Origin of the sequence: Mycobacterium sp. E787 (assembly GCF_001668725.1) — a bacterium.
Classification (GTDB): Bacteria; Actinomycetota; Actinomycetes; order Mycobacteriales; family Mycobacteriaceae; genus Mycobacterium.
Genome location: NZ_LZKL01000016.1, coordinates 172692 through 193409, shown reverse-complemented (window position 1 = coordinate 193409; position 20718 = coordinate 172692). Strand labels below are relative to the sequence as shown.

Sequence of the window (20718 nt, the reverse complement as noted above, 5' to 3'; positions counted from 1 at the left end):
GATGACCACAGCGAACAGGTAAACGCCGGGTGGCCACGGGGATACGACAGCATCGCGCGGCCCTGCGAATCCGATGTGCGGCAAGACCTGACACACTGTGGTGTGCGCGAAATCGATTTCGACTCGGTGTCGCCGATCGTTCCCGTCCGGGATCTGGATGTCGCACTCGACCGCTACCGCAGACTGGGATTCGAAGCCCGCGCCTACGAGGGCCCGGAGCGCTACGGGTTCGCCGACCGTGGGGCCGTGTCGATTCACCTCACCGAATGGGCCGAGCACGATCCGCTGAGCACGGACGCCATGGTCTACCTCTACGTCCGCGACGCCGACGCGCTCCACGCGGAATGGGCCGCGCTGGAAAACCTCACCGGCCGCCTCACCGACCCGGAAGACACGCCCTATGGCTTAAGGGAATTCGCGTATGTCGACCCGGACGGCACGCTACTCCGCGTCGGTTCGCGGCTGAGCTGACCGCGGCGCCCCGGCGGCCTGGCTGTGCGCCAGCGCGACCGTCGCGGCGGCCATGACGGCCACGGATAACCCGAGTGCGATCAGGCTGCCCGCGTTGGTGTTCAGCGTCTCGCCCAGCACGACCACGCCGAGCACCGATCCCACGACGGGCTCGGCGACGGTCACCGCGGGCAGCGACGCGGTCAGCGGTCCGGCCCGGAACGCCGACTGCTCCCAGGCCGTGGCGGCGATGGCCAGCACCGCCCACACGTACAGCTCGGGCGTGCGCAGCAACGCGGGAATGCCGCGGTCGAGCTGGTCGACGACGCCCTTGGTCAACACCGAGAACACACCCCACAGCGAGCCGGACATCAGCCCCAGCAACAGCGCGCTGACCGAAGGCGAGGACATGCGGGCGCCGATCACACAGAGGATCAGCGCCGGGCCCATGACCAGGCCCACGACGGTCCATGTCTCAGCCGAGCCCCGCGGGTTTCCGGCCTGCGGGTTGCCGACGGTCACCACGACCGCGACGGCGGCGACGAGCAGCGTGGCCCAAATCGCTTGCCAGCGCGTGATTCTGCGGTGGTTGACCCTGGCGCTGATGAGCAAGGCGAACAGCAACGAGGTCACCGACAGTGCTTGCACGAGAACCACGGAACCGAGGCCCAGGGCCGCGGCCTGCAGACCGAATCCCGCGGCGGCCACCAGGCTGCCCGCCCACCATCGCCGATCGCGCAGCAGCCGGCGGAACAGGGCAAAGGTGCCGACCGGCTTGTCGGTGACCTGCTGGGCGGAGCGCTGTTCGAGGACGTCGCCGATGCCGATCATGAACGCCGCCCCGATCGCGAGCAGTGCCGCGACACCCGTCCTGCCCACGAGGACCTCCCGTCTGATCGATCGACCTAGGGACTTGCGACCCTAGACCGTTGGCGGTGTGCCGCGAAAAGTCGGTGTTCGTGGCCCGCCGAAAACTTCCGCAGATGCTGGTGATGGTGCCCGCTGTCGTCGTCGGCGCCGTGGTGGCCGCCTATCTGCTTTTGCTCGGCTGGGGCATGCTGATGCACGTGAGGCGGATCAGCGATCGGACGCGCCGCGCCACCAAGCGGCTGAATCCCTATCTGCGCAAGGTCGCCGGAACCCGGCCGGGAATGCTCTATTTCAACCTCAGCGCATTGCACCACGTCGGTCGGCGCAGTGGCCGAGCCTACGTGACGCCGCTGAGCGCCTATCCGCTCGGTGATGGTTTCGTGCTCGCGGCCGCCTACCCCCGCGTTGACTGGTTGGAGAATGTGCTGGCCGCCGGCCACTGCACACTCACCTGGAACGGTGGCCAGTACGCGCTGGAACGGCCCGAGGTGATTCCGCGCAAGGACGCGATGAAGGCTTATCCGTTGCTGGTCAGGCCTTTCCTGGCGGGCGCCGCGGGACAGAACGACTTCGTGTGGCTGCACCGCGCCGGTACGCCGAAAAGCCAAGCGGCCGCGGGATGATTGCCTGGCACTCATGAACGACACGCCCGCGCGGATCGGCACTTCGGCAGCCGAGGCTATGCACCTGCTCATCGACGCGGTGGAAGAGATTCCGTCGGAGAGCTGGGACAAGCCGTCCAACCTCGAGGGCTGGAGCGTGCGTGACCTGGTCGGCCACGCCACCGGCAGCGCGGCGAAGATCGTGACGCTCGTTGAGGACGGCGAGGTCTGGGACCGTCCCTCCCAGCCCGCCGACTGGGCGTCCGACGACCCGGCGGCACGGCTGCGCGAGCTGGCTGCCCGGCTGCGAGAGGCGCTGCCCGGCACCGATTTTGACGCGGCGCGAAAGTCGCCGCAGGGTGAGGTTCCGTTGCACCGGGCGCTGACCTATCCCGTCTCCGACTTGGCGTTGCACAGCTGGGACGTGCACCGCTCGCTGGGCCGGCTCGTCGAGCTGCCCGGGGACCTGCTGGCGCTGTGCCGCGGGCTGGTGGAGTCGGTGCCGCAGGACCTGTTGCGCCGGCCCGGTGGCTTCGGGCCGGCGCAGATTGCGCCCGAGGGTTCCACACCGACGGCCCGGTTGATGGCCTATCTCGGACGCTCGGTCGATGACGGCGGCTAACTGCGGGAGTTCTATGGACCGAGGCGGGACAACAACATGCGCGACACCCCCAAGGCGGACCGGAATACGGATCGCCGCCGCGTATTGCATCTTCGCGGGACTGTCCGAGGTGTGGGTCGGCATCACCGGCAATTGGCTGGGGTTGCTGTCCAAGCCGCTGAAACCGTCTTTCCGTACTTCGGCCGTTGGGGCCTGCTACGTTGCCGCCGGCCTGTCGTTACTGCCGAAGAACAGAACCGGTGGCCTACTCGGCATCGTCTTCGTCCTGCTCGAGGTCCTCGGGCGGGTTCACCTGGTGCGCACCGGGATCTATCCGTCGCGGGGCCCGGACTTCGTGAAAAGCGTTGTCGGGGGCGCAATCGCACTTCTGGTGGCCGCGTACCTGGGCTCTCAGTGGAGGAAGCTTGATTCGGCAAGCTCGTCGAGCAATACGGCGGTTTGACCTGCGCACCAACCTTGTTGGCGCGTTTTTGCGTCGTGGTGGTCACATCCGCCACTGCAGTCCCCGGATCCGCGGGCACACAGTCGGTCCGCTTCAGAGCGACAATGTGCGGCCGTCGCGCCGTATGACGGGATTTGTCGCTCTGAGGCGGACAAAAGAAGCACCCCTCCGACAGCCGAGGCTGATGTGGCGGATGTGAAAACTCAGCTGTTGCGCCTGATCTTGAGCGCGGTGGTGATCATCGGGATCTGCAGCGGCAGCCGGGCCAGCGCGGCGACGCGCATCGGCCAGGGTTTGCCCCACCACAACCGGCACATGTTGACGTTGGCCGGGAATACACCGACGAACAGCAGGGCGGCCGCGAGCGCGGCCTGCCGTCGGGTGCGCCGCGGCACCAAGAGCGCGCCGGTGACTATCTCGGCGACTCCGGATGCGTAGGTGTAGAGCCGCGCGTCGCCGGGCAGCTCGGCGGGAACGATCGTGTCGAACGGTTTGGGCGCCAGGAAGTGGACGGTGCCGATGCCCATCAGCATCGCCGCAACTCGATATGCGGTCGTATCGGGTTTCACGAGGGGTGTGGTGGTCATTGCGGGAGCCTAGCGGCACCGGCCGGATACCGGGCGCACCGTGGCGTTACACTTGAGGCGATTCTCGTAAACTTGGCACCCAACAGTTCGAGGTAAAACATGGCCACACCCGTTATCGTCGGAGCCACCAGGACGGCGATTGGCCGCTCCTTCAAGGGGGCGCTCGTCAACACGCCGCCCGAGACGCTGATCACCACGGTGCTTCCCGAGGTGGTGCGCAGGGCGGGCATCGACCCGTCTGCCATCGACGACATCATCTTCGCCGAATCGCATTACGGTGGAGGGGATTTGGCGCGGTATGCCGCCGCCGCGACGGGTCTGGAGGACATTCCGGGCCAAGCGGTGAACCGGCACTGCGCGGGCAGCCTCACCGCCATCGGCAACGCCGCGGCGCAGATCGGCTCCGGGATGGAGCGGGTGCTCATCGCCGGCGGCGTGCAGTCCCTTTCGATGACCCCATTGATGAATCAGCGGATTCCTGGCCCCGAGCTCAAGTTCGAGGAGCGATGGCTACCGCCCACGCACGTGGAGGCGCCCGACGCGCCCACCCGCGACATGTCGATCACCGTGGGGTGGAACACCGCGCAGGCGGTCGGCATCACCCGCGAGGAGATGGACGCCTGGGCCGCCCGGTCGCATCAGCGTGCCATCGCCGCGATGGATGAGGGAAAGTTCCTCGACGAGATCGTCCCGCTGAAGATCACCCAGGCCGACGGTTCGGTCACCGAGTTCTCGGTCGACGAGCATCCCCGCCGGGACACCACCGTCGAGAAGCTCGCCGGGCTCAAGGTGCTGCATCCCGAGATCGAGGGATTCTCCATCACGGCGGGCAACAGCAGCGGCACCAACGACGCCGCCGCGGCGGTCGCGCTCGTCGACCGCGACTACGCCGTCGCCGAGAAGCTCGACGTGATGGGCACGGTCAGGGCATGGGCCGCCGTGGGCGTGCCGCCCAGGGACACCGGCCTCGGCGCCGTCAAGGTGATCGCGAAGGTACTGCAGCGGGCGGGGCTGTCGGTCGACGACGTGGCGCTGTGGGAGATCAACGAGGCGTTCGCCTCTGTGCCGATCGCGGCATGCCGGGAGTACGGCATCGACGAGGAGAAGGTGAATTTCTCCGGCAGCGGCTGCAGCCTCGGCCACCCCATCGCGGCCTCGGGCGCGCGCATGGTCACGACCCTGACTTACGAGCTGGCCCGCCGCGGCGGCGGCATCGGCGTGGCGGCGATGTGCGCGGGCGGCGGCCAGGGCGGCGCGGTCGTCATCGAGGTCTAGCGGCGATCGCGAGGGCGGCGAAGCCGGGCGAAGCGGGTCGCCGCCATCGGCTCTAGCGGCGATCGCGAGGGCGGCGAAGCCGGGCGAAGCGGGTCGCCGCCATCGGCTCTAGCCTCTGGCACGCTCAGTTGCAGAACGTGTAGCCGATGAACTGCGTGTCGCGGTTATTGGCGGGCGAATAGTTGACGTAATGCACCGCGGGCATCCCGTTGTACTGCGTGTTCAATTTCTGCGCGGTCGGTGGCGGGGCCGCCTTGGGGAACGCCAGCACCAGGTCGGCGAAGATCTTCAGCCCGGCCTGGCAGATCGCGTCCGGCCGCGGCGGCTGGGCATTCCACGCGTGCACGACGACGGGGTCGGTGAGCTGATACCCGGCCGCACAGTTCGGGTCGCAGATCTTGAAGACGGCGGTACCGGTCCCGTCGGCGCCCTGTGGTCCCCAGGAGGTCCACGACATGTCTTGCAGCGCAACGGCTACGCTCGCGCACCCCAGCACGTTGAGCCTTTTCGGGCGCTCGACGGGCGGGACCGACGGGTTGTAGCAGCCCGGAATGGCGAAGTAGGTCGGCGGGGCCGGTGGGGTGGTGGGCTGCGGGGACGCGCTTCGCCCGCCGCCGATCAGCTTCACCGCGCCGAAGACCAGCCCGCCGACCAGCAGCACGGCCACGACGGCGCCGGCCAGCCCCAGGTGTCCTCCCGGAAACCGCAACCGGCTCGACGATGTGACGTTGCCCCCGCTCACGTTCACCAGATTATGGCAGAAACGTCGGGCCCGGGGGTCGACGGCGCCACCAATCATGGCGGGGTAAAGTCGGTCAACACTACCAACTTATTCAGGTTAGTACCGATTCGTGGAGTTGCGGATGAACGACGATCACGCGCTGGCGGCGCGGCTGGCCACCGAGGCCGGGCGGCTGCTGCTTTCCGTCCGGGAGGAGTTCGCCGGAGCCGACGCCGGCGAACGAAAAGCAGCGGGGGACAAGCGATCCCACGACTTCCTGATGGAGGCGCTCGGCGGTGGGCGGCCCGGCGACGCGGTGCTGTCCGAGGAGGGCGCCGACGACCCGGTGCGATTGCGTTCGGATCGGGTCTGGATCGTCGATCCGCTCGACGGGACGCGGGAATTCTCCGAGCTCGGGCGCGACGACTGGGCGGTCCACGTCGCGCTCTGGCAGGCCGGTGAGCTCGTGGCCGGTGCGGTGGCGCTGCCGGCGCAGGGCCTCACCCTGGCGACCCCGCACGTCGACGCGCCTCCCGCCGCGCCCGGCCGGCCCCGCATCGTCGTCTCCCGCACCCGCCCACCCGCGATCGCGCTCACCGTTCGCGACGCGCTCGGCGGCGTCCTGGTCGAAATGGGTTCCGCCGGAGCCAAAGTCGCGTCGATCGTGCAGGGCCTGTCCGACGTGTACGTGCACGCGGGCGGCCAGTTCGAATGGGACTCGGCCGCCCCCGTCGCGGTGGCCCGGGCCGCCGGCCTGCACACCTCCCGCATCGACGGATCGGCGTTGGCCTATAACCAGCCGGACCCCAAACTGCCCGATCTCGTGGTGTGCCGTCCCGAGCTCGCCGAAGCGGTCCTCGCCGTCACGTCGGCGCCGGACGCGCAGTAGTCACCCGACCCTAGGAGCGTAGGCGGCGCCGGCGCCCCTTCGCCTCCTCGGTCCACTCCTTCTCGATCCGTCCGATCTCCAGCGACAGCAGCATCAGAGTCGGGTTGTCGCAATGCACTTCGTGCGCGGTGCGGAGTAGGGAAGCTTCCCCGGTGGTCGGCAGGTACGGCCGCAACCCCTCGAACCATTCATCGCCGACGACGTTGGGCGGGTCGCCGTCGCGGGGACCGCACGCCCAATGCCGGTAGGCGTCCCGCGCGTTCGCCAAGCCGCTGCGCCAGCGCTGGATCGCGTCACAGCGTTGGGAGTGCAGGTGCATCTTCATCTGATGCTTGCTCCTGGTGCCCTCTACCATTCCGGGAAGCAAGTTGTCGGCGGCGGACCTCGCGACGCCCGCGATGCCCATGGCCGACGCGCCCACGACCGTACCCACCAGGCCCATCGTCACCATGTCCATTCGCTGATCGTTGCATCCGGTCGCGCGCGGCAACAGAGGAGCCGGCCTGGAGACCTACCGCGGGTTGGACGCCGGCGCGCGGGCGGCGATCGAGCGCACCAACGCGCTGGCGCTGTTCCCCCGCCTCGGCGCGGCGTCTCGCGACTGATCAGCACCCGGTAAGGACGCTCAGCGCAGGGCCTGCTGCCAGGACAGGACGCGGTCGGCCAGTTCCGGCCCGGCGTCTTCCTGGATGAAGTGGCTGGCGTTGATGCGCGCGTGGGGCTGGCCCGCTGCGCCGGGGATGTGGGCGATCAGGGGACGGTCCGCTCGCCCGAGGATGGGGTCGCGCGCGCCGAAGATCGCCAGGCAGGGCTTCTCCCAGCGGCTCAGGGCCTTCCACGCGGCCCGGTTGGCCGGGATCGCCGGATCATGCGGCGACGTGGGCACCAGCTGAGGGAACGCGCGGGCGCCCGCCTGGTAGGTCTTGTCGGGAAAGGGGGCGTCGTAGCCCGCCCGCACTTTGGACGCCACGTGGCGGACGGTCCCCGCGGCGACGATGCGCCCGGCGGGAAGCACGGGGGAGTAGCGGGCGAAGGCGCGCCAGGCGTAAAAGGCGGGCGGCGTCGGCCGCTCCGCCGTGGGCAGGAAGCCGTTGGCCACCACCAGCCGCGCGATCCGGTCACCCTGCTCGGCGGCGATGCGCAGACCGATGAGCGCACCCCAGTCCTGCACGAACAGCGTGACGTCCTTGAGGTTGAGGCGCTCGAACCAGGCGGTCGCCCACTCGACGTGCCGCTGGTAGGTGTAATCCTCGATCCGGCCGGGCTTGTCGGAGCGACCGAAGCCGATGAGGTCGGGCGCCAGCACGCGGTTCCCGGCGTCGGCCAGCGGCGGAATCATCGTGCGGTACAGGTAGCTCCAGGTGGGCTCGCCGTGCAGCAGCACGATCGGCGGCCCGTCGGCCGGTCCCTCATCGAGGAAGTGCATGCGCAGCGGCCGGGTGTCGCTCGCGGCCACGTCGACGTAATTCGCTACGAACGGATAGCCCTCCAGGTTTTCGAATCGGGAGTCTGGGGTTCGCAGCACATCCATATTCGGCTCCTCCGGGGTGAGACCTTTGCAAGCCTCTCGCGGCGAGGCGATTTCGTCCAGTGCAAGATTCATTGAGACGCCGACTGGCAACCACTAAACTGCCCACATCATGGCCATCCGGCGCGCGGTCCTGCTCATCGCCGACATCGGCGGGTACACGCATTACATGAATTGGAACCGCACCCACCTGGCGCACGCGCAGCTGACGGTGGCCGGACTGCTGGAGGCGGTGATCGATGCCGGCAAAGGTTTGAAACTGGCCAAGCTGGAGGGCGACGCGGCGTTCTTCTGGGCGCCGGACGGCAACGCCAAAGTGCTCGTGTGCGACCGGCTGTCACGGATGCGCGGGGCGTTCCTGGCGCAGCGCGAGCGGTTCAAGGCGGACATTGCCTGCGAGTGCGCCAGCTGTTCGCAGCTGGACAACCTTTCGCTGAAGTTCGTCGTGCACGAGGGGGAGGTGGCGGAGCAACGGGTGAAGCGGCACGTCGAACTCGCCGGCGTCGACGTCATCCTCGTGCATCGGATGCTGAAAAACTCGGTGCCAGTGCTCGAGTACGTGTTGATGACCGATCCGGTCGCCGCGTGCCTCGAAGACCCGATGCGCGGGTTGTGCAAGCCGCTGGTCCACCACTTCGAGGGCATCGGGGATACGTCGACGCATTACATCGACCTTGCCACGTCGGAGGTGCCGGGTGTTTTGCCGACGCCGCCCCGGCGCAGCCGTCTCGGCCGGTTCGGGGCGACGGCGAAGCTCGAGTTCGGCGCGCTGCCTTTCCTGTTGGGCATCAAGAAGCCCGCGGAAGGCTTCCGCAACCTGGACCGCGCCGAGGATGTTCCCGCATAACCTGTTTCGTCGAAACCGACGGTCGCGCGAAGAACTGCGAGTGCGCCGTACGCTAGCGTCGATTTCGATGCCCGGCGGCCTCAAGCGCCCGGCCCATGCGCGATAGCGCCTCGGCCAGAATGGCTTTCGAGGTCGCGAAGTTGAGCCGCACGTATCCGGCTCCGCCGGTCCCGAAGACGTGGCCGGAGCTGAGCGCGACGCGCGCGTGGTCGAGGAACCAGCGCGCCGGCCCGGCCAGATCGGCGACCACCGCCAGCCCGTCGGCGGTCTCCTCAGTGAAGCCGAGGTCTCGGCAATCCAGCCAGGCGAGGTAAGTGCCCTGCGGCCATTGGTATTTCACGCCCGGGAGGTGTTCGGCGACCAGGTCGCCCAGCAGCGTCCGGTTCTCGTCCAACCCGGCCAGCAGCGCGTCGAGCCAGTCGCCGCCGCTGCGGAAGGCCTCCGCGTGGGCGATGACGCCGAAGTGGCTCGGACCATGGCTGACCTCCTCCGGCATGCGGCGCAGGTCCGCGGCCGCCTCCGGACCCGCGATGGCCAGGGCCGCCTTCAGGCCGGAGAGATTCCACGCCTTCGAGGCCGACGTCAGGGCCAGGGCGTTCTCCGCGCCGGGCACGGTCAGGTAGGGGACGAACCGTGCTCCCGACAAGATCACCGGCGCGTGGATTTCGTCCGACACCACCCGGACATCGAAGCGGCGGGTGAGTTCGGCGACCTGGCGCAGCTCCTCGGCGGTGTGCACCGACCCGGTCGGGTTGTGCGGGCTGCACAACAGGTAGGCGACCTTGCCGCCCGAAGCGCCGGCGTGCGCGAAGGCGTCTTCCAGGGAGGCCAAGTCGATTCGGCCGTCGGCGCTGAGCGGTGCCTCGATCACCCGCCGGCCGTCGTGCGAGACGAAAGCGTAGAACGGCGCGTATACCGGTGGGTTGACGACGACGGCATCGCCGCGGTCGGTGACCAGGCGCAGCATTTCGACCACGCCGAGCATGACGTCGGGAACGATCGCGGTGCGGGCGACCTCCAGGTCGTGCCATTTCCAACGCCGCGAGGCGAATTCGCTGACGGCCTCGGCAAACGCGGTGCCGCAAGGGTATCCGGTGTCGCCGATGTCGATCGCGTGGCGCAGCGCGCCGGCCACCGTCGGCGCCAGGTTGACGTCCATCTCGGCCACCCACAGCGGCAACACGTCGTCGGGGTGCGCACGCCACTTCATGCTGGTGCGCAGCCGCAGTTGGGACAGCGTCATTTCCTCGAGCGGGTTAAAGCCCACCCCGGCAGACTAGGTGGCGAATGCGTGCTTGGAATCGTCAGGGGTGTTTACGCTCGGGTTCGACGCTGGATATCCCGACGACTTTGCCGCGGCACGTGTTTGCCCAGGCGTTGACGCGGCTCTCGGCGGCACCGTAGCGTACGTGGACAAATATTAGGTCGTCTAGGAGTTGGGCGTGTTCACACTGCGCTTCGACATGCGCGCCCCGGCTTGGGGAGCGCCGCGCGTGGCGCTGTACGCCGCCGTGCCCGAAATGTGTGCGTGGGCCGAGGATCATGGCGGCCTGGCCGCGGTGTTCTGTGAGCACCACGGGTCCGAGGACGGCTATCTGCCGTCGCCGCTTTTGCTGGCGTCGTCCGTGGCGTCGCGAACCCAGCGGTTGGCGCTGAGCCTGATCCTGATCCTGCCGTTCTACGACCCCGTGCGCCTCGCCGAGGACATGGCGGTGCTCGACATCATCAGCAGGGGGCGGGCGTCGTACATCCTGGCGCTGGGATACCGGCCCGAGGAGTTCGAGCACTTCGGCGTGGCGCTGAAGGGTCGCGGGCGGCTCGCCGACGAGAAGCTCGAGCTGCTGCGCTCGCTGCTTTCCGAGAAAACGGTCAGCCGGGACGGGCGACGGATCATGGTGACGCCGCGCCCGGAGACCGCCGGCGGCCCGGGGCTGATGTGGGGCGGCGGCAGCGTGGCGGCGGCCCGCCGGGCCGGCAGGTACGGCCTGGGCATGCTGGGCAACGCCAACGCACCCGGCATGCGGGAGGCCTACGAGGAGGCCTGCCGCGAGCACGGTCATGAGCCCGGCCCGACGATGTTTCCCAGCCGCGACACCCCGTCGGTCGTGTTCGTCGCCGACGACGTGGACCAGGCGTGGGACGAGCTTGGCCAGCATCTGCTGCACGACGTGCGAACGTATGCCGCGTGGAATCCCGGGGACGAGACGACGGCCGGCTTCTCGCACGTGGATACCGTCGAGGAGCTGCGCGCCGCGCCGGCATCGCACGTGATCATCTCGGTGCCGGAAGCGATTTCGCGGGTCCGCGCCGGCCAGATACTCAACCTGTCGCCGCTGTGCGGCGGGCTGCCGCCGGAAATCGCGTGGCCGTATCTCAAGCGGGTGGGGGAGGTCGTGGTTCCGGAGGCTCTGTCGGAGAGAAAGACGCCGCTATGACTGGAGCAAGCACCGCCGAGGTCTATTACGACCCGTTTGATTTCGACATCGACGACGATCCGTACCCGATTTGGAAGAGGCTGCGCGACGAGGCGCCGCTGTATCGCAACGACAAGTACAACTTTTACGCGCTGAGCCGCTACGACGACGTCTCCCGCGAGCTGATGAACTTCGACGTCTTCCGGTCGGGTCGCGGCACCACGATGGACATCATCATGAGTGGCATCGATCTGCCGCCCGGGGTCATCCTCTTCGAGGACCCGCCGATTCACGACGTCCATCGCCACGTGCTCTCCAAGGTTTTCACGCCGCGGCGGATGGAGGCGATCGAGCCGCTGACGCGGGCGTTCTGCGTGCGCGCGCTCGACCCGTTGGTGGGCTCGGGCCGGTTCGACTTCGTCGAGAACCTGGGCGCGATGGTCCCGATGCGCACGATCGGCTACCTGCTGGGCATCCCCGAGGCCGATCAGGAATCCATCCGCGACAAGGGCGGCAGCCAGCTCACACTGAAAAAGGGCACGTTCCGGGCGGTTCCGCAGGACTTCCTGGAGCACAGCCACGAGATGTTCGCGAACTACATCGATTGGCGGGTGGACCACCCCTCCGACGACTTGATGACGCAGTTGATCAACGCCGAGGTCGAGGACGACGACGGGACCCGGCGGCTGACGCGGTCCGAGGTGCTGCTGTACACCAGCATGATCGCCGGCGCCGGCAACGAAACGACCACGCGCCTCATCGGTTTCATCGGCCAGCTCCTGGCCGAGCACCCCGATCAGCGCCGGCAGATCGTCGCCGACCCGTCGCTGATTCCCATGGCCATCGAGGAGGTCTTGCGCTTCGAAGCGCCCTCGCCGGTGCAGGCGCGCTACGTCGCCCGCGACGTCGAGTTGCACGGCACGACGGTCCCCGAGGGCTCGATCATGTTGCTGATCAACGGATCCGCCAACCGCGACGAACGCCGGTTCCCCGGCGCCGAGGAGTTCGACATCCGCCGCGGCGCCACCCATCTGAGTTTCGGTCACGGGCTGCACTTCTGCATGGGCTCGGCGTTGGCGCGCATGCAGGCGCGGGTGGCGCTCGAGGAAGTCATCAAGCGCTGGCCGGAATGGGAAGTCGACTACGCCAACGCCACGAAGGCGCACACCTCCAGCGTGCGGGGCTGGTCAAAGCTGCCGGTGTTTATTTGATTTGTGCACCCAACGTGGAGTTGTGGCGCGAAAAGCGGCCGAATTCGCGCAACAACTCGACGCTCGGCGCCTATCGGGGTTGGTTGGGTACGCCCGGGAAGAGCTGGCACACCGGCCCCGCGGTCACCCAGCCGCCCAGCTTCGTCACCAGGTGGGGCGCGAAAACCGCCCCGTAGAGCAGGTTTCCGATCACGACAACGGTGACGATGGACAAAACAGACGCTCCGAGACGACTCGACGACCTTTTATCGGCCCACATTTCGATGACGTTGCGTCCCTGCGCATCGGTGCGACCGAGGAGGTAGGTGAACACCATCATCTGTATGCCCATCGCGAGCGAATCGTAGAGCGGGTACTGGTGAATTGTTCCCTCGCGCATCGCCAGCCCCGGAATCACACGGCCGTAATAGAAGACGCCGAGCTTGGCTCCCAGGAACCCGTTGAAGAACAGTGCCCAGCAGAAGCCGACGACAAGGCCGACGATCAGCAGCGTTATCGGCCTGCGCCACTGGAATTTCGCGCTGACCCATCTTCCTAGCGCCGCGCCGGTCACCGCCGGAAACACGAAGTAGGAGATGTAGCCGATGGGAACGAACGACGGCAGCCCACCCCACGTGACGTTCAGCGGCCACCACGACGGCATTCGCGGAATGGCGGGCGGGAACTGGGCGTACATCGCCCAGTCGTAGGGCGCCTCGATCCACGAGAACGAAATCGCCGAGATGCACAGAAGCAGCAGTGGGTGTATCCGGCGCTGGCGAATGCTCAGGTACACACCGATCGCGGTGAAGGTGATCCCGCCGACGAGGGCGAAGCCACTGGCCGCCTGCATCAGCGGCGTCATCCCGGCGCTCATCGATCGCCCTCGCGTCCGGGGGAGCGGCGCGCCTCGGGATCGAACCGCAGCACCAGGCCGAAGATCAAAACGATCAGCCCGAACAGCGTGCCAAGCATGACGACTGCGCCCACGTCCGCGTCCTCTCCCGCAGCGCTTCAAGATAGTGCATGCTATCTTAAAAGTCATGGCCAAGCGACCCGCAACGACGGCGGCCACGCGCCGGCCCCGCGGCGCACCGCGCAAGCTGCTGCTCGAGGCCGCGCGGGATCTCTTCTCGCGCCAGGACTACCGCAGCACCACCACACGCGAAATCGCCCAGGCCGCGGGCGTCACCGAACACCTGCTGTTCCGCCACTTCGGCTCGAAGGCGGCGCTGTTCCGCGAGGCCCTCGTCCTGCCCTTCACCAGCTTCGTCGACGAATTCGGCCAGACGTGGCATTCGGTCATCCCCGAGGAGACCAAGGAGGAGGAGCTCGCCGGGCATTTCGTTGGGCAGCTCTACGACGTGTTCGTCGAACACCAGGGGCTGCTCCTGACGCTGATGGCATCGGAGGCCCTGACCGAGGAGGAGATGACCGACGCCGGCATCGCCGACGTCAGGCGGGCGCTGACGGTGCTCGGCCGGATCAGCGCCGAGGGCATGCACCTGCGGGGCCTGCGGTCGGACCATCCGGACCTGCCGGCGCACTCCACCGTGGCGATGATCGCCGGCATGGCCGCGCTGCGTTCCACCTACTTCGGGACCGAGCAGCCGTCGCGGGAGGTCATCGTGGAGGAGCTTGTCCAGGCGATCCTGCACGGCTTCCTGCACCGAAACGATTGAGAGGCCAGATGTTACGTTCAGCCGAGCTGTACTACGACCCATACGACGTCGAGATCGACGACGACCCGTACCCGGTGTGGAAGCGCATGCGCGAAGAGGCGCCGCTGTACTACAACGAAAAGTTCAACTTCTACGCGCTGAGCCGGTACCAGGACGTGGCGCGCGAACTGCCGAACTGGGAGACTTACCGATCCGGCCGCGGGACCACCGCCGACATCTTGTTCAACAACATCGAAGTGCCGCCGGGCATCCTGCTGTTCGAGGATCCGCCGCTGCACGATCTGCACCGCCGCCTGCTGTCCCGTGTCTTCACGCCGCGGCGCATGCTGGCCGTCGAGTCGATGGTGCGCGGATTCTGCGTCCGCGAACTCGACCCGTTGATCGGCGCCGGCGGGTTCGACTTCATCGCGGACCTCGGGGCGATGATGCCGATGCGGACCATCGGCTACCTGTTGGGCATTCCCGAGGAGGACCAGGCGAACATCCGGGATCGCAACGGGGCCTTCATCGAGATGGCCGAGGGACGCAAGCCAGGCGAGGTCAACCCGAATCTGTTCGCGGACACCATCGCGATGTTCGCCGAGTACATCGAGTGGCGCGCCAGTCACCCGTCCGACGACCTGATGACCGATCTGCTGCGCGCGGAGATCGAGGAGCCCGACGGCACGCGTCGCCCCCTCTCCCGCACCGAGGTGCTGGCCTACACCGCCATGATCGCCGGCGCCGGCAACGAAACCACTGCCCGGCTCATCGGTTTCATGGGACAGCTGCTGTCGGACCACCCGGACCAGCGCCGCGAACTCGGCGCCGATCCGTCGCTGATCCCCGGCGCGGTCGAGGAGACGCTGCGCTACGAACCCCCGTCGCCGGTGCAAGCCCGCTACGTCGCCCGCGACGCCGAGCACTACGGCCGCGTCGTCCCGGAAGGCTCGTTCATGTTGCTGCTCAACGGTTCCGCCAATCGGGACGAAAGCCGATTCGCCGATCCCGACCGCTTCGACATCCACCGCGAGGGCGGCCACCTCAGCTTCGGGCAGGGCCTGCACTTCTGCCTCGGCTCGGCGCTGGCCCGGATGGAGGCCCGGGTGGCGCTGGACGAGGTCCTCAAACGGTGGCCCGATTGGGAAGTCGACTACGCCAACGCCGAACGGGCGCACACCGCAAGCGTGCGCGGGTGGGCGCGCCTACCCGTCGTCACCGGGTGAAGCCGCGGCCTATGAGGCGCTTTCGTCCACCAGAACGGCGCCGTCGGGCTGGTTTCCGAGCGTCTGAAGCGGGATGTCGCCGCCCTGAGCCGTTAGGCGAACGATCTGGGCGAGCTGCCCGGGGGCGTCGCACTGCAGATAGTGATCCGCGCCGGGCACCAGCCAGTAACGGTTTGTGCCGGGCTTGGTCTTGAGATACGTCTGCCACACGTAGTTGGGGACGCGCACCGGGGAGACGTTGTCGTGCAGGCCCCACACCACGGTGGTGTTGACGTGGAGCTTGGAAATCCCCTCCAGCCAACTGGTTTCGTCCGCGGCGCGCTCCTTGAGGTACTGGATCGTGTCCGGCAGGACGCGGATTCCGTCGTTGTGGGCGAAGCACTTCGCCAGCGCGGCGATCTCCGGGTCGTCCAGTGTTCGCCGCGGTATGAAGGTGCTCGCGCCCAGGCCCGCAGCGAGCATCTCCGGCGTGGTGGCCGCCGCGGTGTCTCGCCCGGTCGCGGGGTCGAGCAGGGCGCTCTGGAACACGGTGAGATTCGACAGCGGGAGATAGATGTTGGCGTTCGTGAGGATGAGGTCGGCGGGCAGAACGGGCTCGTCCTGGGCCGCCAACATTTCCAGCGCGATCATGCCGACGCTGCTGCCGCGGTCGTGGGTGAGCATCCGGAATTCGGTCAGCTTCCACACCTGGGTGATCGCGTAGACCAGCAGCCGCGCGTCGTCGTACAGCGAATACACGTGGGGGGCCGGCGGCTTGTCGGACAATCCGTAGCCGGGAAAGTCCAGCACGAACATGTCGAAGTCATTGGCGAGTTCGCGAGTCAGCCCGAAATAGTCGATGCTCGACGTCGGGAAGCCGTGCACCAGCACCAGCGCGGGCGCCCCGGGTGTGCCGCAACGGCGGCTGAACACGGTGACTTCCTGCCCTTCGTTGGCGGCGGTGGTCGACCGCCACCGAAGTTCCGTCCCGCCGTCCTGCCACTCCGCGAAGATGTCCAAGCTGCCAGCATGTCAGAGGGCATCGTCGTTCGACAACCGCGACCTTTGGAGCGTCTTGCGAAAGCGGTATCGCATGCGATAACGCTTTCCGGAAAAGGGTGGGCACTTCCTCGGAGTGACGCGGGTGGCGGACGCGCAGATAACTACGCCGGCAACGAGTTTGGGGTCTACGGGCAGGTGACGTGCAGCCCGAACGTCACCTGGTGGACGTCACCCTGATTCGGCGACGCGCCCTGGCCCGTCCCGGTGATCGTGTAACTCTTCCCGTCCTTGTTCGCTTGCACCTGGGTCGCGGACTGGGGCGCCTGCCAGGGCAGCTGATACTGGCCGGATCCCGTCTTGAGCGAAAGAGAGAAACCGTCGACGCTGGGTGGCTTCTCGTCCGACAGGGACAGGGTTATCGACGCCGAATCGTCGTGCACGCTGATGTGGGTGGTGAGATCGCCCGACTCGGCCGGCGGCACCGCCGCGGAGTTGGTGCACTCGACGCCGGCGGTCATGGTGTGCTTGTTGCCGTCCATCATGATGGTTGTCGTCGGCGGAGCCGCGCTCGAACTCGTGGCGGAAGGCTGACCACCCTTGCTCGAGCAGGCCGGCAGGCTGGCGCCCAACAAGGCGAGCCCGGCGGCGGCGAGAACGAGCCGTCGATTGGTCATCTCACTTCCTTCGGTAGGTCGTCACGAAGGACTATAGGGCCCGCTCGCGCGGCCACGCTTCCCAACTGACCATGGTGCGTAGCGGTCCGGCGAATACAGGACGAACCGCAGCGGACCGCCACCTTTCCTCGATGAGGGGCCTCAGCGCATCGCAGGTGGTGAGCGGGTCGCCGTCGAGGTAAACGACGGTGATGTATTGGTGGTCCGTCGTCCATCCGGCGGGCAGGTGGCTCCAACCGGCGCTCGAACCGAAAGTCCAGGCGCCCGCCGCGCCGGGCGTGGCGAGCAGCGCCGGGTAGTGCTCGGCGTGCAGCCACCGCAGCCACTGGTCCGGGCGGCCCGCACCGGGTTGCTCGACGATCAGCACGATCCCGCGGTGCGGCCGAAACGGCACCACCTCGGCGGAGACGAGCGCGTGTGGCGCGGCGTGCCACTGCAGCAGGCGTAATCCGGCGACTTGCAGCGATGGCCGGGTGACCGGGAAGCGGCCGTTTTCCCGCAGGGCGCGGCCGAGGGCGACGAAGTCGTCGAAGGTCTGCTCGACGGGGTCAGTGACCAGGTAGTGCACCGCATTGCCGACCTGACCCAACGGCCCGTCGGCCGCGAGGCGGCGATCGAGGTAGTCGCCGTCGGCGATCCACCGCAATCCGTACACGATCCCGGGCAGTTGGTACTGCTCGGGCATGTGATCCAGCAGGTGCCACCGCAGGTAGCTGCCGTCGTCGCCGGCCGGGGCGGGCGCCGTGAGGCTGAAAAAGCCTGCCTTGACCCGCATCACGCACCTGGCCCGGCCACGTAGCAGCGGCCGCCGCTCGTGGTCAGCAACACCTCTTGAACCGCGGACTTGTCGATGGCCGCGAACTCGAAGCGGTGCACCTGTTGGCCCGCGTCGATGTTGGCGTCCTGCGACTCGTCGGTGCCGTCCTTTTTGCGCACCACGGCCGTGACCTTGTCCGGCTTCGAAATGTTCTGCGGCTCATGGAAGTACCACACCTCGATCCCGCCGCCCGGCGCATCGCGCCAGCCGTCGGAGTAGTAACACCCCGGATTGCCTTCAGCGTCCGGCGGGGGCGGCGGGCATATCGACAGCCCGACGCAGGTTGGCGTGGTCGTGGTGGCGGTGACGGGCGCAACGGTCGCCGGCGGTGGCTTCGTCGCGCTGGGCGCAGACGCCTGTGGTGGCGACGCGCACGCCGCGAGGCAACCCGTCGCGACGATGACGAGTAACCGGATCGCAGATGTCATGGGAGCCCTCTCAAAGCGGACGGGTGCAACTCGGCCAGCGCATGCAGATTCTCCAGGTAATGCTGCAGCGAAGTGTGGGTGAAAATCGCGCTGACGATGGTGGCGCCGTGCGCCGCGACCTCGGCGATCGTGTCGCGGGTTCGTTCCGGCTCGTTGATCGGATTCAGGGGCGCCGGCGGCGGCAACACGACCTCGAAGCCCGGTCCAAGCTCGAAGCGGCGCAACCACTCTCGGGCCTGCTGCAGGCTCACCGCGAAGGGGGCCCAGCCGTCGGCGGCCAGGGTGGCGGCGCGGCGCAGCGATCGCAGCGTGCGCCCGCCGATCCAGATCGGAACCCGTTCCTGGACGGCGCACGGGTCGACGACCATGCCGCCGAAGGAATAGAACTCACCGTGGTAGGAGGGTTCGGGAACCGACAGCGAGGCGCGCAGCGCCCGCAGCGCGTCGTCGCCGCGCGCTCCGCGGTCGTCGAAGGGGGCGCCGAGGAGCTCGAACTCCTCTTTGAGGCTGCCGACGCCGACGCCGAGGATGAGCCTGCCGTTGCTGACCTTGTCGAGGGTGCCGTAGCGCTTGGCGATCTCGAGCGGATGGTGATACCCGAGCACCAGCACGTTGGTGGCCAACCGGATCCGTCGCGTGCGCGCCGCGAGGAAGCCGAAGGTGGCCAGCGGATCCCAGTAGCGGGCGCCGCGGCGGTGTTGTTCGGCGGCGGGCAGCGCGATGTGCTCGCTGCAGGTCAGGTGGTAGTAGCCGAGGCGGTCCGCGGCCTCGGCGATCTGGGCCAGATCCTCGATGGAGGCCTGTTTCTCCCACTCGGCGCTGGCGCGCGGGAACATCGTCACCACGGGCGTGGCGACCGATAGTTTCGGCGTGCCGGTGCTCATCCCTGCATGTACCCGCCGGCATCCACGGGTATCGATTGCCCGGTGATGGTGCGGCTCTCGTCGCCGGCCAGGAACAACGCCAGGTTGGCAACGTCTTCGGGCGTCGAAATGTCCTGCAACGGCACGCCTTTGACCGATCTGGCGCGCACGGTCGCGAAGTCGACGCCCTGCTCGTCGGCGGTGCGTTGCACCCAATTGCGAAACAGCTCGGTGTCGATGGCGCCGGGCACGATGCAATTGCACCGGATTCCGTACTGGCCGACCTCGAGCGCAACCGCTTTGGTGAACGCCCGCAGCGACGCCTTGGCGGTGACGTAGTGGGTCTTGCGGACGATGCCGGAGTACCCGGCGGTCGAGGAGAAGTTGAGGATGACCCCGCGGCGGCGTTGCAGCATCGACTGGTTGAGCACTTCGCGGGTGCACAGCATGGCCGCGGTGACGTCGATGGCGAAGGTGGCGTTCCAGTTGTCCAGCGTCTGTTCCCAGATCCAGCGGTCCTGTCCGGGCGCGGCGGCGTTGTTGCACAGGATGTCGACGTGGCCGAACTCGTCGACGGCCCTTGCGACCATCGCCGCGACGTCACCCTCGTCGGTCACGTCCGCGCGCATCGCGATGGCTCCGGGGCCGGCCGCCGCAGCCGCATCGCGGACCAGCTCTTCGCGCCGCGCGGCCAGCAGCACCCGGGCGCCCTCGGCGACGAACAGCGAGCCCATCACCGGGCCCAGCCCGGTGCTCGCCCCGGTGATGATCGCGGCCTTGCCGTCGAGCCGGCCGGTCATCGCGGCAACGTTGTGGGACAGCAGGTTTCGATCCACTCGTGGATCCTTGCGGCCACGGCGGCCCACCCGGGTTCGAGCATCATGTCGTGGGCCATTCCCGGGGAGAATTCCGCCTCGGTGCGGTAGGCGAACGCGGTCGCGCGGACCTCGCGCTTGGTGAAGACGATGTCGTCGCCGGCGCCCAGGACCAGCACCGGCGCGGTGACGAGGTGGGGCTTGGGCAGGTCGAGCAACAGCATGTCGAGGACGAATTTCGACACGTATTCCTCGTCGAGCAGCCCGGTGTAGCGCGCCACGTCGGCGGGCGGAATCGCCGCGGACAGGAACGTCTCACGCGTCAATTCCGGCGTGCCGCCAACGCTGCGCAATGACTTACCCATGGCCAGGCTCCGCGCGGTCAACCAGGGGTGCCGCTGGAACCGGTGCAGAAAGAATCCGGCGATGCCGCTCGGAGGTACCGAGGCGAGCAACACCGCGGCCGGCGCGCCGTGCGACTCCAGGTACTTCTGTACCACGAAACCGCCCATCGAATGCCCGATCACCACGGGCCGCCGGGGCAGGCCGTCAGCGACGGAGGCGACGTCGTCGACGAAGTCGGCCATCGAGCACAACCGCATGCTGCCTGGCGCCGGGCTCTTGCCATGCCCGCGCAGGCTCACCGCCAGCGATCGGTGGCCTTTCGCGGCGAAAAAATCCAGGAAATGCTCGTCCCAGCACCAGGCGCCGTGCCAAGCGCCGTGGACGAAGACCAGCGGCGTTTTCCCGGAATCACCCGCGGGCCCTTTTTCGATCACTTCGAGCACGTCGCTGAGACTAGCGCGAATAACGGGC

General features: G+C 67.9%; 26 protein-coding genes. 12 read left to right on the top strand and 14 right to left on the bottom strand.

The annotated features are described in order from the left end of the window. Positions 1 to 111 precede the first annotated feature (111 nt). On the top strand, positions 112 to 471 hold the full coding sequence (locus A5705_RS03120; protein ID WP_082956274.1) for a VOC family protein: 360 nt from the start codon (positions 112 to 114) through the stop codon (positions 469 to 471). Here A5705_RS03120 and A5705_RS03115 read toward each other — a convergent pair. After that, positions 442 to 1329 (bottom strand): DMT family transporter, encoded by an 888-nt coding sequence (locus A5705_RS03115; protein ID WP_067873954.1) that lies wholly within the window; start codon positions 1327 to 1329, stop codon positions 442 to 444. The genes A5705_RS03120 and A5705_RS03115 overlap by 30 nt on opposite strands. A 104-nt stretch (positions 1330 to 1433) precedes the next feature. Between A5705_RS03115 and A5705_RS03110 the strand changes: the two genes are divergently transcribed. The 3 genes from A5705_RS03110 (at position 1434) to A5705_RS03100 (ending at position 2986) form a co-directional block, all read left to right on the top strand. Then, on the top strand, positions 1434 to 1943 hold the full coding sequence (locus A5705_RS03110; RefSeq protein ID WP_156738241.1) for a hypothetical protein: 510 nt from the start codon (positions 1434 to 1436) through the stop codon (positions 1941 to 1943). 13 nt (positions 1944 to 1956) lie between these two features. Then, complete coding sequence (locus tag A5705_RS03105; RefSeq protein ID WP_067873957.1) at positions 1957 to 2544, top strand: TIGR03086 family metal-binding protein; 588 nt, start codon at positions 1957 to 1959, stop codon at positions 2542 to 2544. Positions 2545 to 2653: 109 nt separating this feature from the next. Beyond that, complete coding sequence (locus A5705_RS03100; RefSeq protein WP_067873960.1) at positions 2654 to 2986, top strand: hypothetical protein; 333 nt, start codon at positions 2654 to 2656, stop codon at positions 2984 to 2986. A 203-nt stretch (positions 2987 to 3189) separates the two neighbouring features. Here A5705_RS03100 and A5705_RS03095 read toward each other — a convergent pair whose 3' ends face one another. After that, positions 3190 to 3573, bottom strand: coding sequence for a hypothetical protein (locus A5705_RS03095; RefSeq protein WP_068275307.1), 384 nt, complete (start codon positions 3571 to 3573; stop codon positions 3190 to 3192). Between the two features lie 99 nt (positions 3574 to 3672). On the opposite strand from A5705_RS03095, the gene A5705_RS03090 reads away from it, so the two are divergent. Continuing rightward, positions 3673 to 4848, top strand: coding sequence for a thiolase family protein (locus A5705_RS03090; RefSeq protein WP_067873966.1), 1176 nt, complete (start codon positions 3673 to 3675; stop codon positions 4846 to 4848). 124 nt (positions 4849 to 4972) lie between these two features. Here A5705_RS03090 and A5705_RS03085 read toward each other — a convergent pair whose 3' ends face one another. Further along, complete coding sequence (locus A5705_RS03085; protein WP_369803288.1) at positions 4973 to 5590, bottom strand: hypothetical protein; 618 nt, start codon at positions 5588 to 5590, stop codon at positions 4973 to 4975. A gap of 121 nt (positions 5591 to 5711) precedes the next feature. On the opposite strand from A5705_RS03085, the gene A5705_RS03080 reads away from it, so the two are divergent. Then, a complete protein-coding gene (locus A5705_RS03080) occupies positions 5712 to 6458 on the top strand; it encodes a 3'(2'),5'-bisphosphate nucleotidase CysQ (protein WP_068275431.1) in 747 nt (248 codons plus the stop codon). A gap of 10 nt (positions 6459 to 6468) precedes the next feature. Here A5705_RS03080 and A5705_RS03075 read toward each other — a convergent pair whose 3' ends face one another. Continuing rightward, positions 6469 to 6915, bottom strand: coding sequence for a hypothetical protein (locus tag A5705_RS03075; protein WP_067873972.1), 447 nt, complete (start codon positions 6913 to 6915; stop codon positions 6469 to 6471). 10 nt (positions 6916 to 6925) lie between these two features. Between A5705_RS03075 and A5705_RS26915 the strand changes: the two genes are divergently transcribed. Next, entirely contained in the window at positions 6926 to 7063 is a 138-nt protein-coding gene (locus A5705_RS26915; protein ID WP_369803289.1) for a hypothetical protein, read from the top strand. A 20-nt stretch (positions 7064 to 7083) separates the two neighbouring features. Here A5705_RS26915 and A5705_RS03070 read toward each other — a convergent pair whose 3' ends face one another. Next, complete coding sequence (locus tag A5705_RS03070) at positions 7084 to 7989, bottom strand: haloalkane dehalogenase (RefSeq protein WP_067873975.1); 906 nt, start codon at positions 7987 to 7989, stop codon at positions 7084 to 7086. Between the two features lie 109 nt (positions 7990 to 8098). Here A5705_RS03070 and A5705_RS03065 point away from each other — a divergent pair, with 109 nt between their 5' ends. Next, the gene (locus A5705_RS03065) at positions 8099 to 8833 is read left to right on the top strand and encodes a DUF2652 domain-containing protein (protein ID WP_068275304.1); all 735 of its coding nucleotides are present in this window, start codon (positions 8099 to 8101) and stop codon (positions 8831 to 8833) included. Between the two features lie 52 nt (positions 8834 to 8885). On the opposite strand, the gene A5705_RS03060 is transcribed toward A5705_RS03065, so the two are convergent. After that, positions 8886 to 10076 carry a MalY/PatB family protein gene (locus A5705_RS03060; RefSeq protein WP_369829590.1) on the bottom strand — a complete coding sequence of 397 codons (1191 nt, stop codon included), beginning with the start codon at positions 10074 to 10076 and terminating at the stop codon, positions 8886 to 8888. Positions 10077 to 10275: 199 nt separating this feature from the next. Here A5705_RS03060 and A5705_RS03055 point away from each other — a divergent pair, with 199 nt between their 5' ends. Together A5705_RS03055 and A5705_RS03050 are read left to right on the top strand one after the other, a co-directional pair. After that, positions 10276 to 11268 (top strand): LLM class flavin-dependent oxidoreductase, encoded by a 993-nt coding sequence (locus A5705_RS03055; RefSeq protein ID WP_068275298.1) that lies wholly within the window; start codon positions 10276 to 10278, stop codon positions 11266 to 11268. Further along, positions 11265 to 12458 carry a cytochrome P450 gene (locus tag A5705_RS03050; protein WP_068275295.1) on the top strand — a complete coding sequence of 398 codons (1194 nt, stop codon included), beginning with the start codon at positions 11265 to 11267 and terminating at the stop codon, positions 12456 to 12458. The genes A5705_RS03055 and A5705_RS03050 overlap by 4 nt, the downstream gene beginning before the upstream one ends. A gap of 70 nt (positions 12459 to 12528) precedes the next feature. Here the strand turns inward: A5705_RS03050 and A5705_RS03045 are convergent, their stop codons facing one another. Beyond that, the gene (locus A5705_RS03045; protein ID WP_068275291.1) at positions 12529 to 13314 is read right to left on the bottom strand and encodes a spirocyclase AveC family protein; all 786 of its coding nucleotides are present in this window, start codon (positions 13312 to 13314) and stop codon (positions 12529 to 12531) included. 166 nt (positions 13315 to 13480) lie between these two features. Here A5705_RS03045 and A5705_RS03040 point away from each other — a divergent pair, with 166 nt between their 5' ends. Beyond that, positions 13481 to 14119, top strand: a complete 639-nt coding sequence (locus A5705_RS03040; protein ID WP_068275288.1) for a TetR/AcrR family transcriptional regulator — start codon at positions 13481 to 13483, stop codon at positions 14117 to 14119. 8 nt (positions 14120 to 14127) lie between these two features. Continuing rightward, entirely contained in the window at positions 14128 to 15324 is a 1197-nt protein-coding gene (locus A5705_RS03035; RefSeq protein WP_067873997.1) for a cytochrome P450, read from the top strand. A 9-nt stretch (positions 15325 to 15333) separates the two neighbouring features. On the opposite strand, the gene A5705_RS03030 is transcribed toward A5705_RS03035, so the two are convergent. From A5705_RS03030 to A5705_RS03000, 7 genes are all read right to left on the bottom strand, one after another. Next, entirely contained in the window at positions 15334 to 16323 is a 990-nt protein-coding gene (locus tag A5705_RS03030; protein ID WP_068275285.1) for an alpha/beta fold hydrolase, read from the bottom strand. A 167-nt stretch (positions 16324 to 16490) separates the two neighbouring features. Further along, positions 16491 to 16979 carry a lipoprotein LpqH gene (locus A5705_RS03025; protein WP_067874003.1) on the bottom strand — a complete coding sequence of 163 codons (489 nt, stop codon included), beginning with the start codon at positions 16977 to 16979 and terminating at the stop codon, positions 16491 to 16493. Between the two features lie 31 nt (positions 16980 to 17010). Further along, on the bottom strand, positions 17011 to 17754 hold the full coding sequence (locus A5705_RS03020; protein ID WP_068275283.1) for a hypothetical protein: 744 nt from the start codon (positions 17752 to 17754) through the stop codon (positions 17011 to 17013). Then, the gene (locus tag A5705_RS03015; protein WP_068275281.1) at positions 17754 to 18224 is read right to left on the bottom strand and encodes a hypothetical protein; all 471 of its coding nucleotides are present in this window, start codon (positions 18222 to 18224) and stop codon (positions 17754 to 17756) included. The genes A5705_RS03020 and A5705_RS03015 overlap by 1 nt, the downstream gene beginning before the upstream one ends. Next, entirely contained in the window at positions 18221 to 19108 is an 888-nt protein-coding gene (locus A5705_RS03010) for a TIGR03619 family F420-dependent LLM class oxidoreductase (RefSeq protein WP_068275279.1), read from the bottom strand. Before A5705_RS03010 ends, A5705_RS03015 begins: the two co-directional genes overlap by 4 nt. Next, positions 19105 to 19923: an SDR family NAD(P)-dependent oxidoreductase gene (locus tag A5705_RS03005; protein WP_231982354.1), complete on the bottom strand. Its 819-nt coding sequence runs from the start codon at positions 19921 to 19923 to the stop codon at positions 19105 to 19107. The genes A5705_RS03010 and A5705_RS03005 overlap by 4 nt, the downstream gene beginning before the upstream one ends. Then, complete coding sequence (locus A5705_RS03000) at positions 19884 to 20690, bottom strand: alpha/beta hydrolase (protein WP_068275276.1); 807 nt, start codon at positions 20688 to 20690, stop codon at positions 19884 to 19886. Before A5705_RS03000 ends, A5705_RS03005 begins: the two co-directional genes overlap by 40 nt. Positions 20691 to 20718: the final 28 nt, after the last annotated feature.

Coding starts and splice junctions, on each gene's coding strand:
- A5705_RS03080 (WP_068275431.1), top strand. CDS start 5,712: ATGAACGACGATCACGCGCTGGCGGCGCGGCTGGCCACCGAGGCCGGG.
- A5705_RS03075 (WP_067873972.1), bottom strand. CDS start 6,915: ATGGACATGGTGACGATGGGCCTGGTGGGTACGGTCGTGGGCGCGTCG.
- A5705_RS03110 (WP_156738241.1), top strand. CDS start 1,434: ATGCTGGTGATGGTGCCCGCTGTCGTCGTCGGCGCCGTGGTGGCCGCC.
- A5705_RS03025 (WP_067874003.1), bottom strand. CDS start 16,979: ATGACCAATCGACGGCTCGTTCTCGCCGCCGCCGGGCTCGCCTTGTTG.
- A5705_RS03070 (WP_067873975.1), bottom strand. CDS start 7,989: ATGGATGTGCTGCGAACCCCAGACTCCCGATTCGAAAACCTGGAGGGC.
- A5705_RS03090 (WP_067873966.1), top strand. CDS start 3,673: ATGGCCACACCCGTTATCGTCGGAGCCACCAGGACGGCGATTGGCCGC.
- A5705_RS03045 (WP_068275291.1), bottom strand. CDS start 13,314: ATGAGCGCCGGGATGACGCCGCTGATGCAGGCGGCCAGTGGCTTCGCC.
- A5705_RS03095 (WP_068275307.1), bottom strand. CDS start 3,573: ATGACCACCACACCCCTCGTGAAACCCGATACGACCGCATATCGAGTT.
- A5705_RS03060 (WP_369829590.1), bottom strand. CDS start 10,076: ATGACGCTGTCCCAACTGCGGCTGCGCACCAGCATGAAGTGGCGTGCG.
- A5705_RS03065 (WP_068275304.1), top strand. CDS start 8,099: ATGGCCATCCGGCGCGCGGTCCTGCTCATCGCCGACATCGGCGGGTAC.
- A5705_RS03050 (WP_068275295.1), top strand. CDS start 11,265: ATGACTGGAGCAAGCACCGCCGAGGTCTATTACGACCCGTTTGATTTC.
- A5705_RS03010 (WP_068275279.1), bottom strand. CDS start 19,108: ATGAGCACCGGCACGCCGAAACTATCGGTCGCCACGCCCGTGGTGACG.
- A5705_RS03040 (WP_068275288.1), top strand. CDS start 13,481: ATGGCCAAGCGACCCGCAACGACGGCGGCCACGCGCCGGCCCCGCGGC.
- A5705_RS03105 (WP_067873957.1), top strand. CDS start 1,957: ATGAACGACACGCCCGCGCGGATCGGCACTTCGGCAGCCGAGGCTATG.
- A5705_RS03015 (WP_068275281.1), bottom strand. CDS start 18,224: ATGACATCTGCGATCCGGTTACTCGTCATCGTCGCGACGGGTTGCCTC.
- A5705_RS03020 (WP_068275283.1), bottom strand. CDS start 17,754: ATGCGGGTCAAGGCAGGCTTTTTCAGCCTCACGGCGCCCGCCCCGGCC.
- A5705_RS03035 (WP_067873997.1), top strand. CDS start 14,128: ATGTTACGTTCAGCCGAGCTGTACTACGACCCATACGACGTCGAGATC.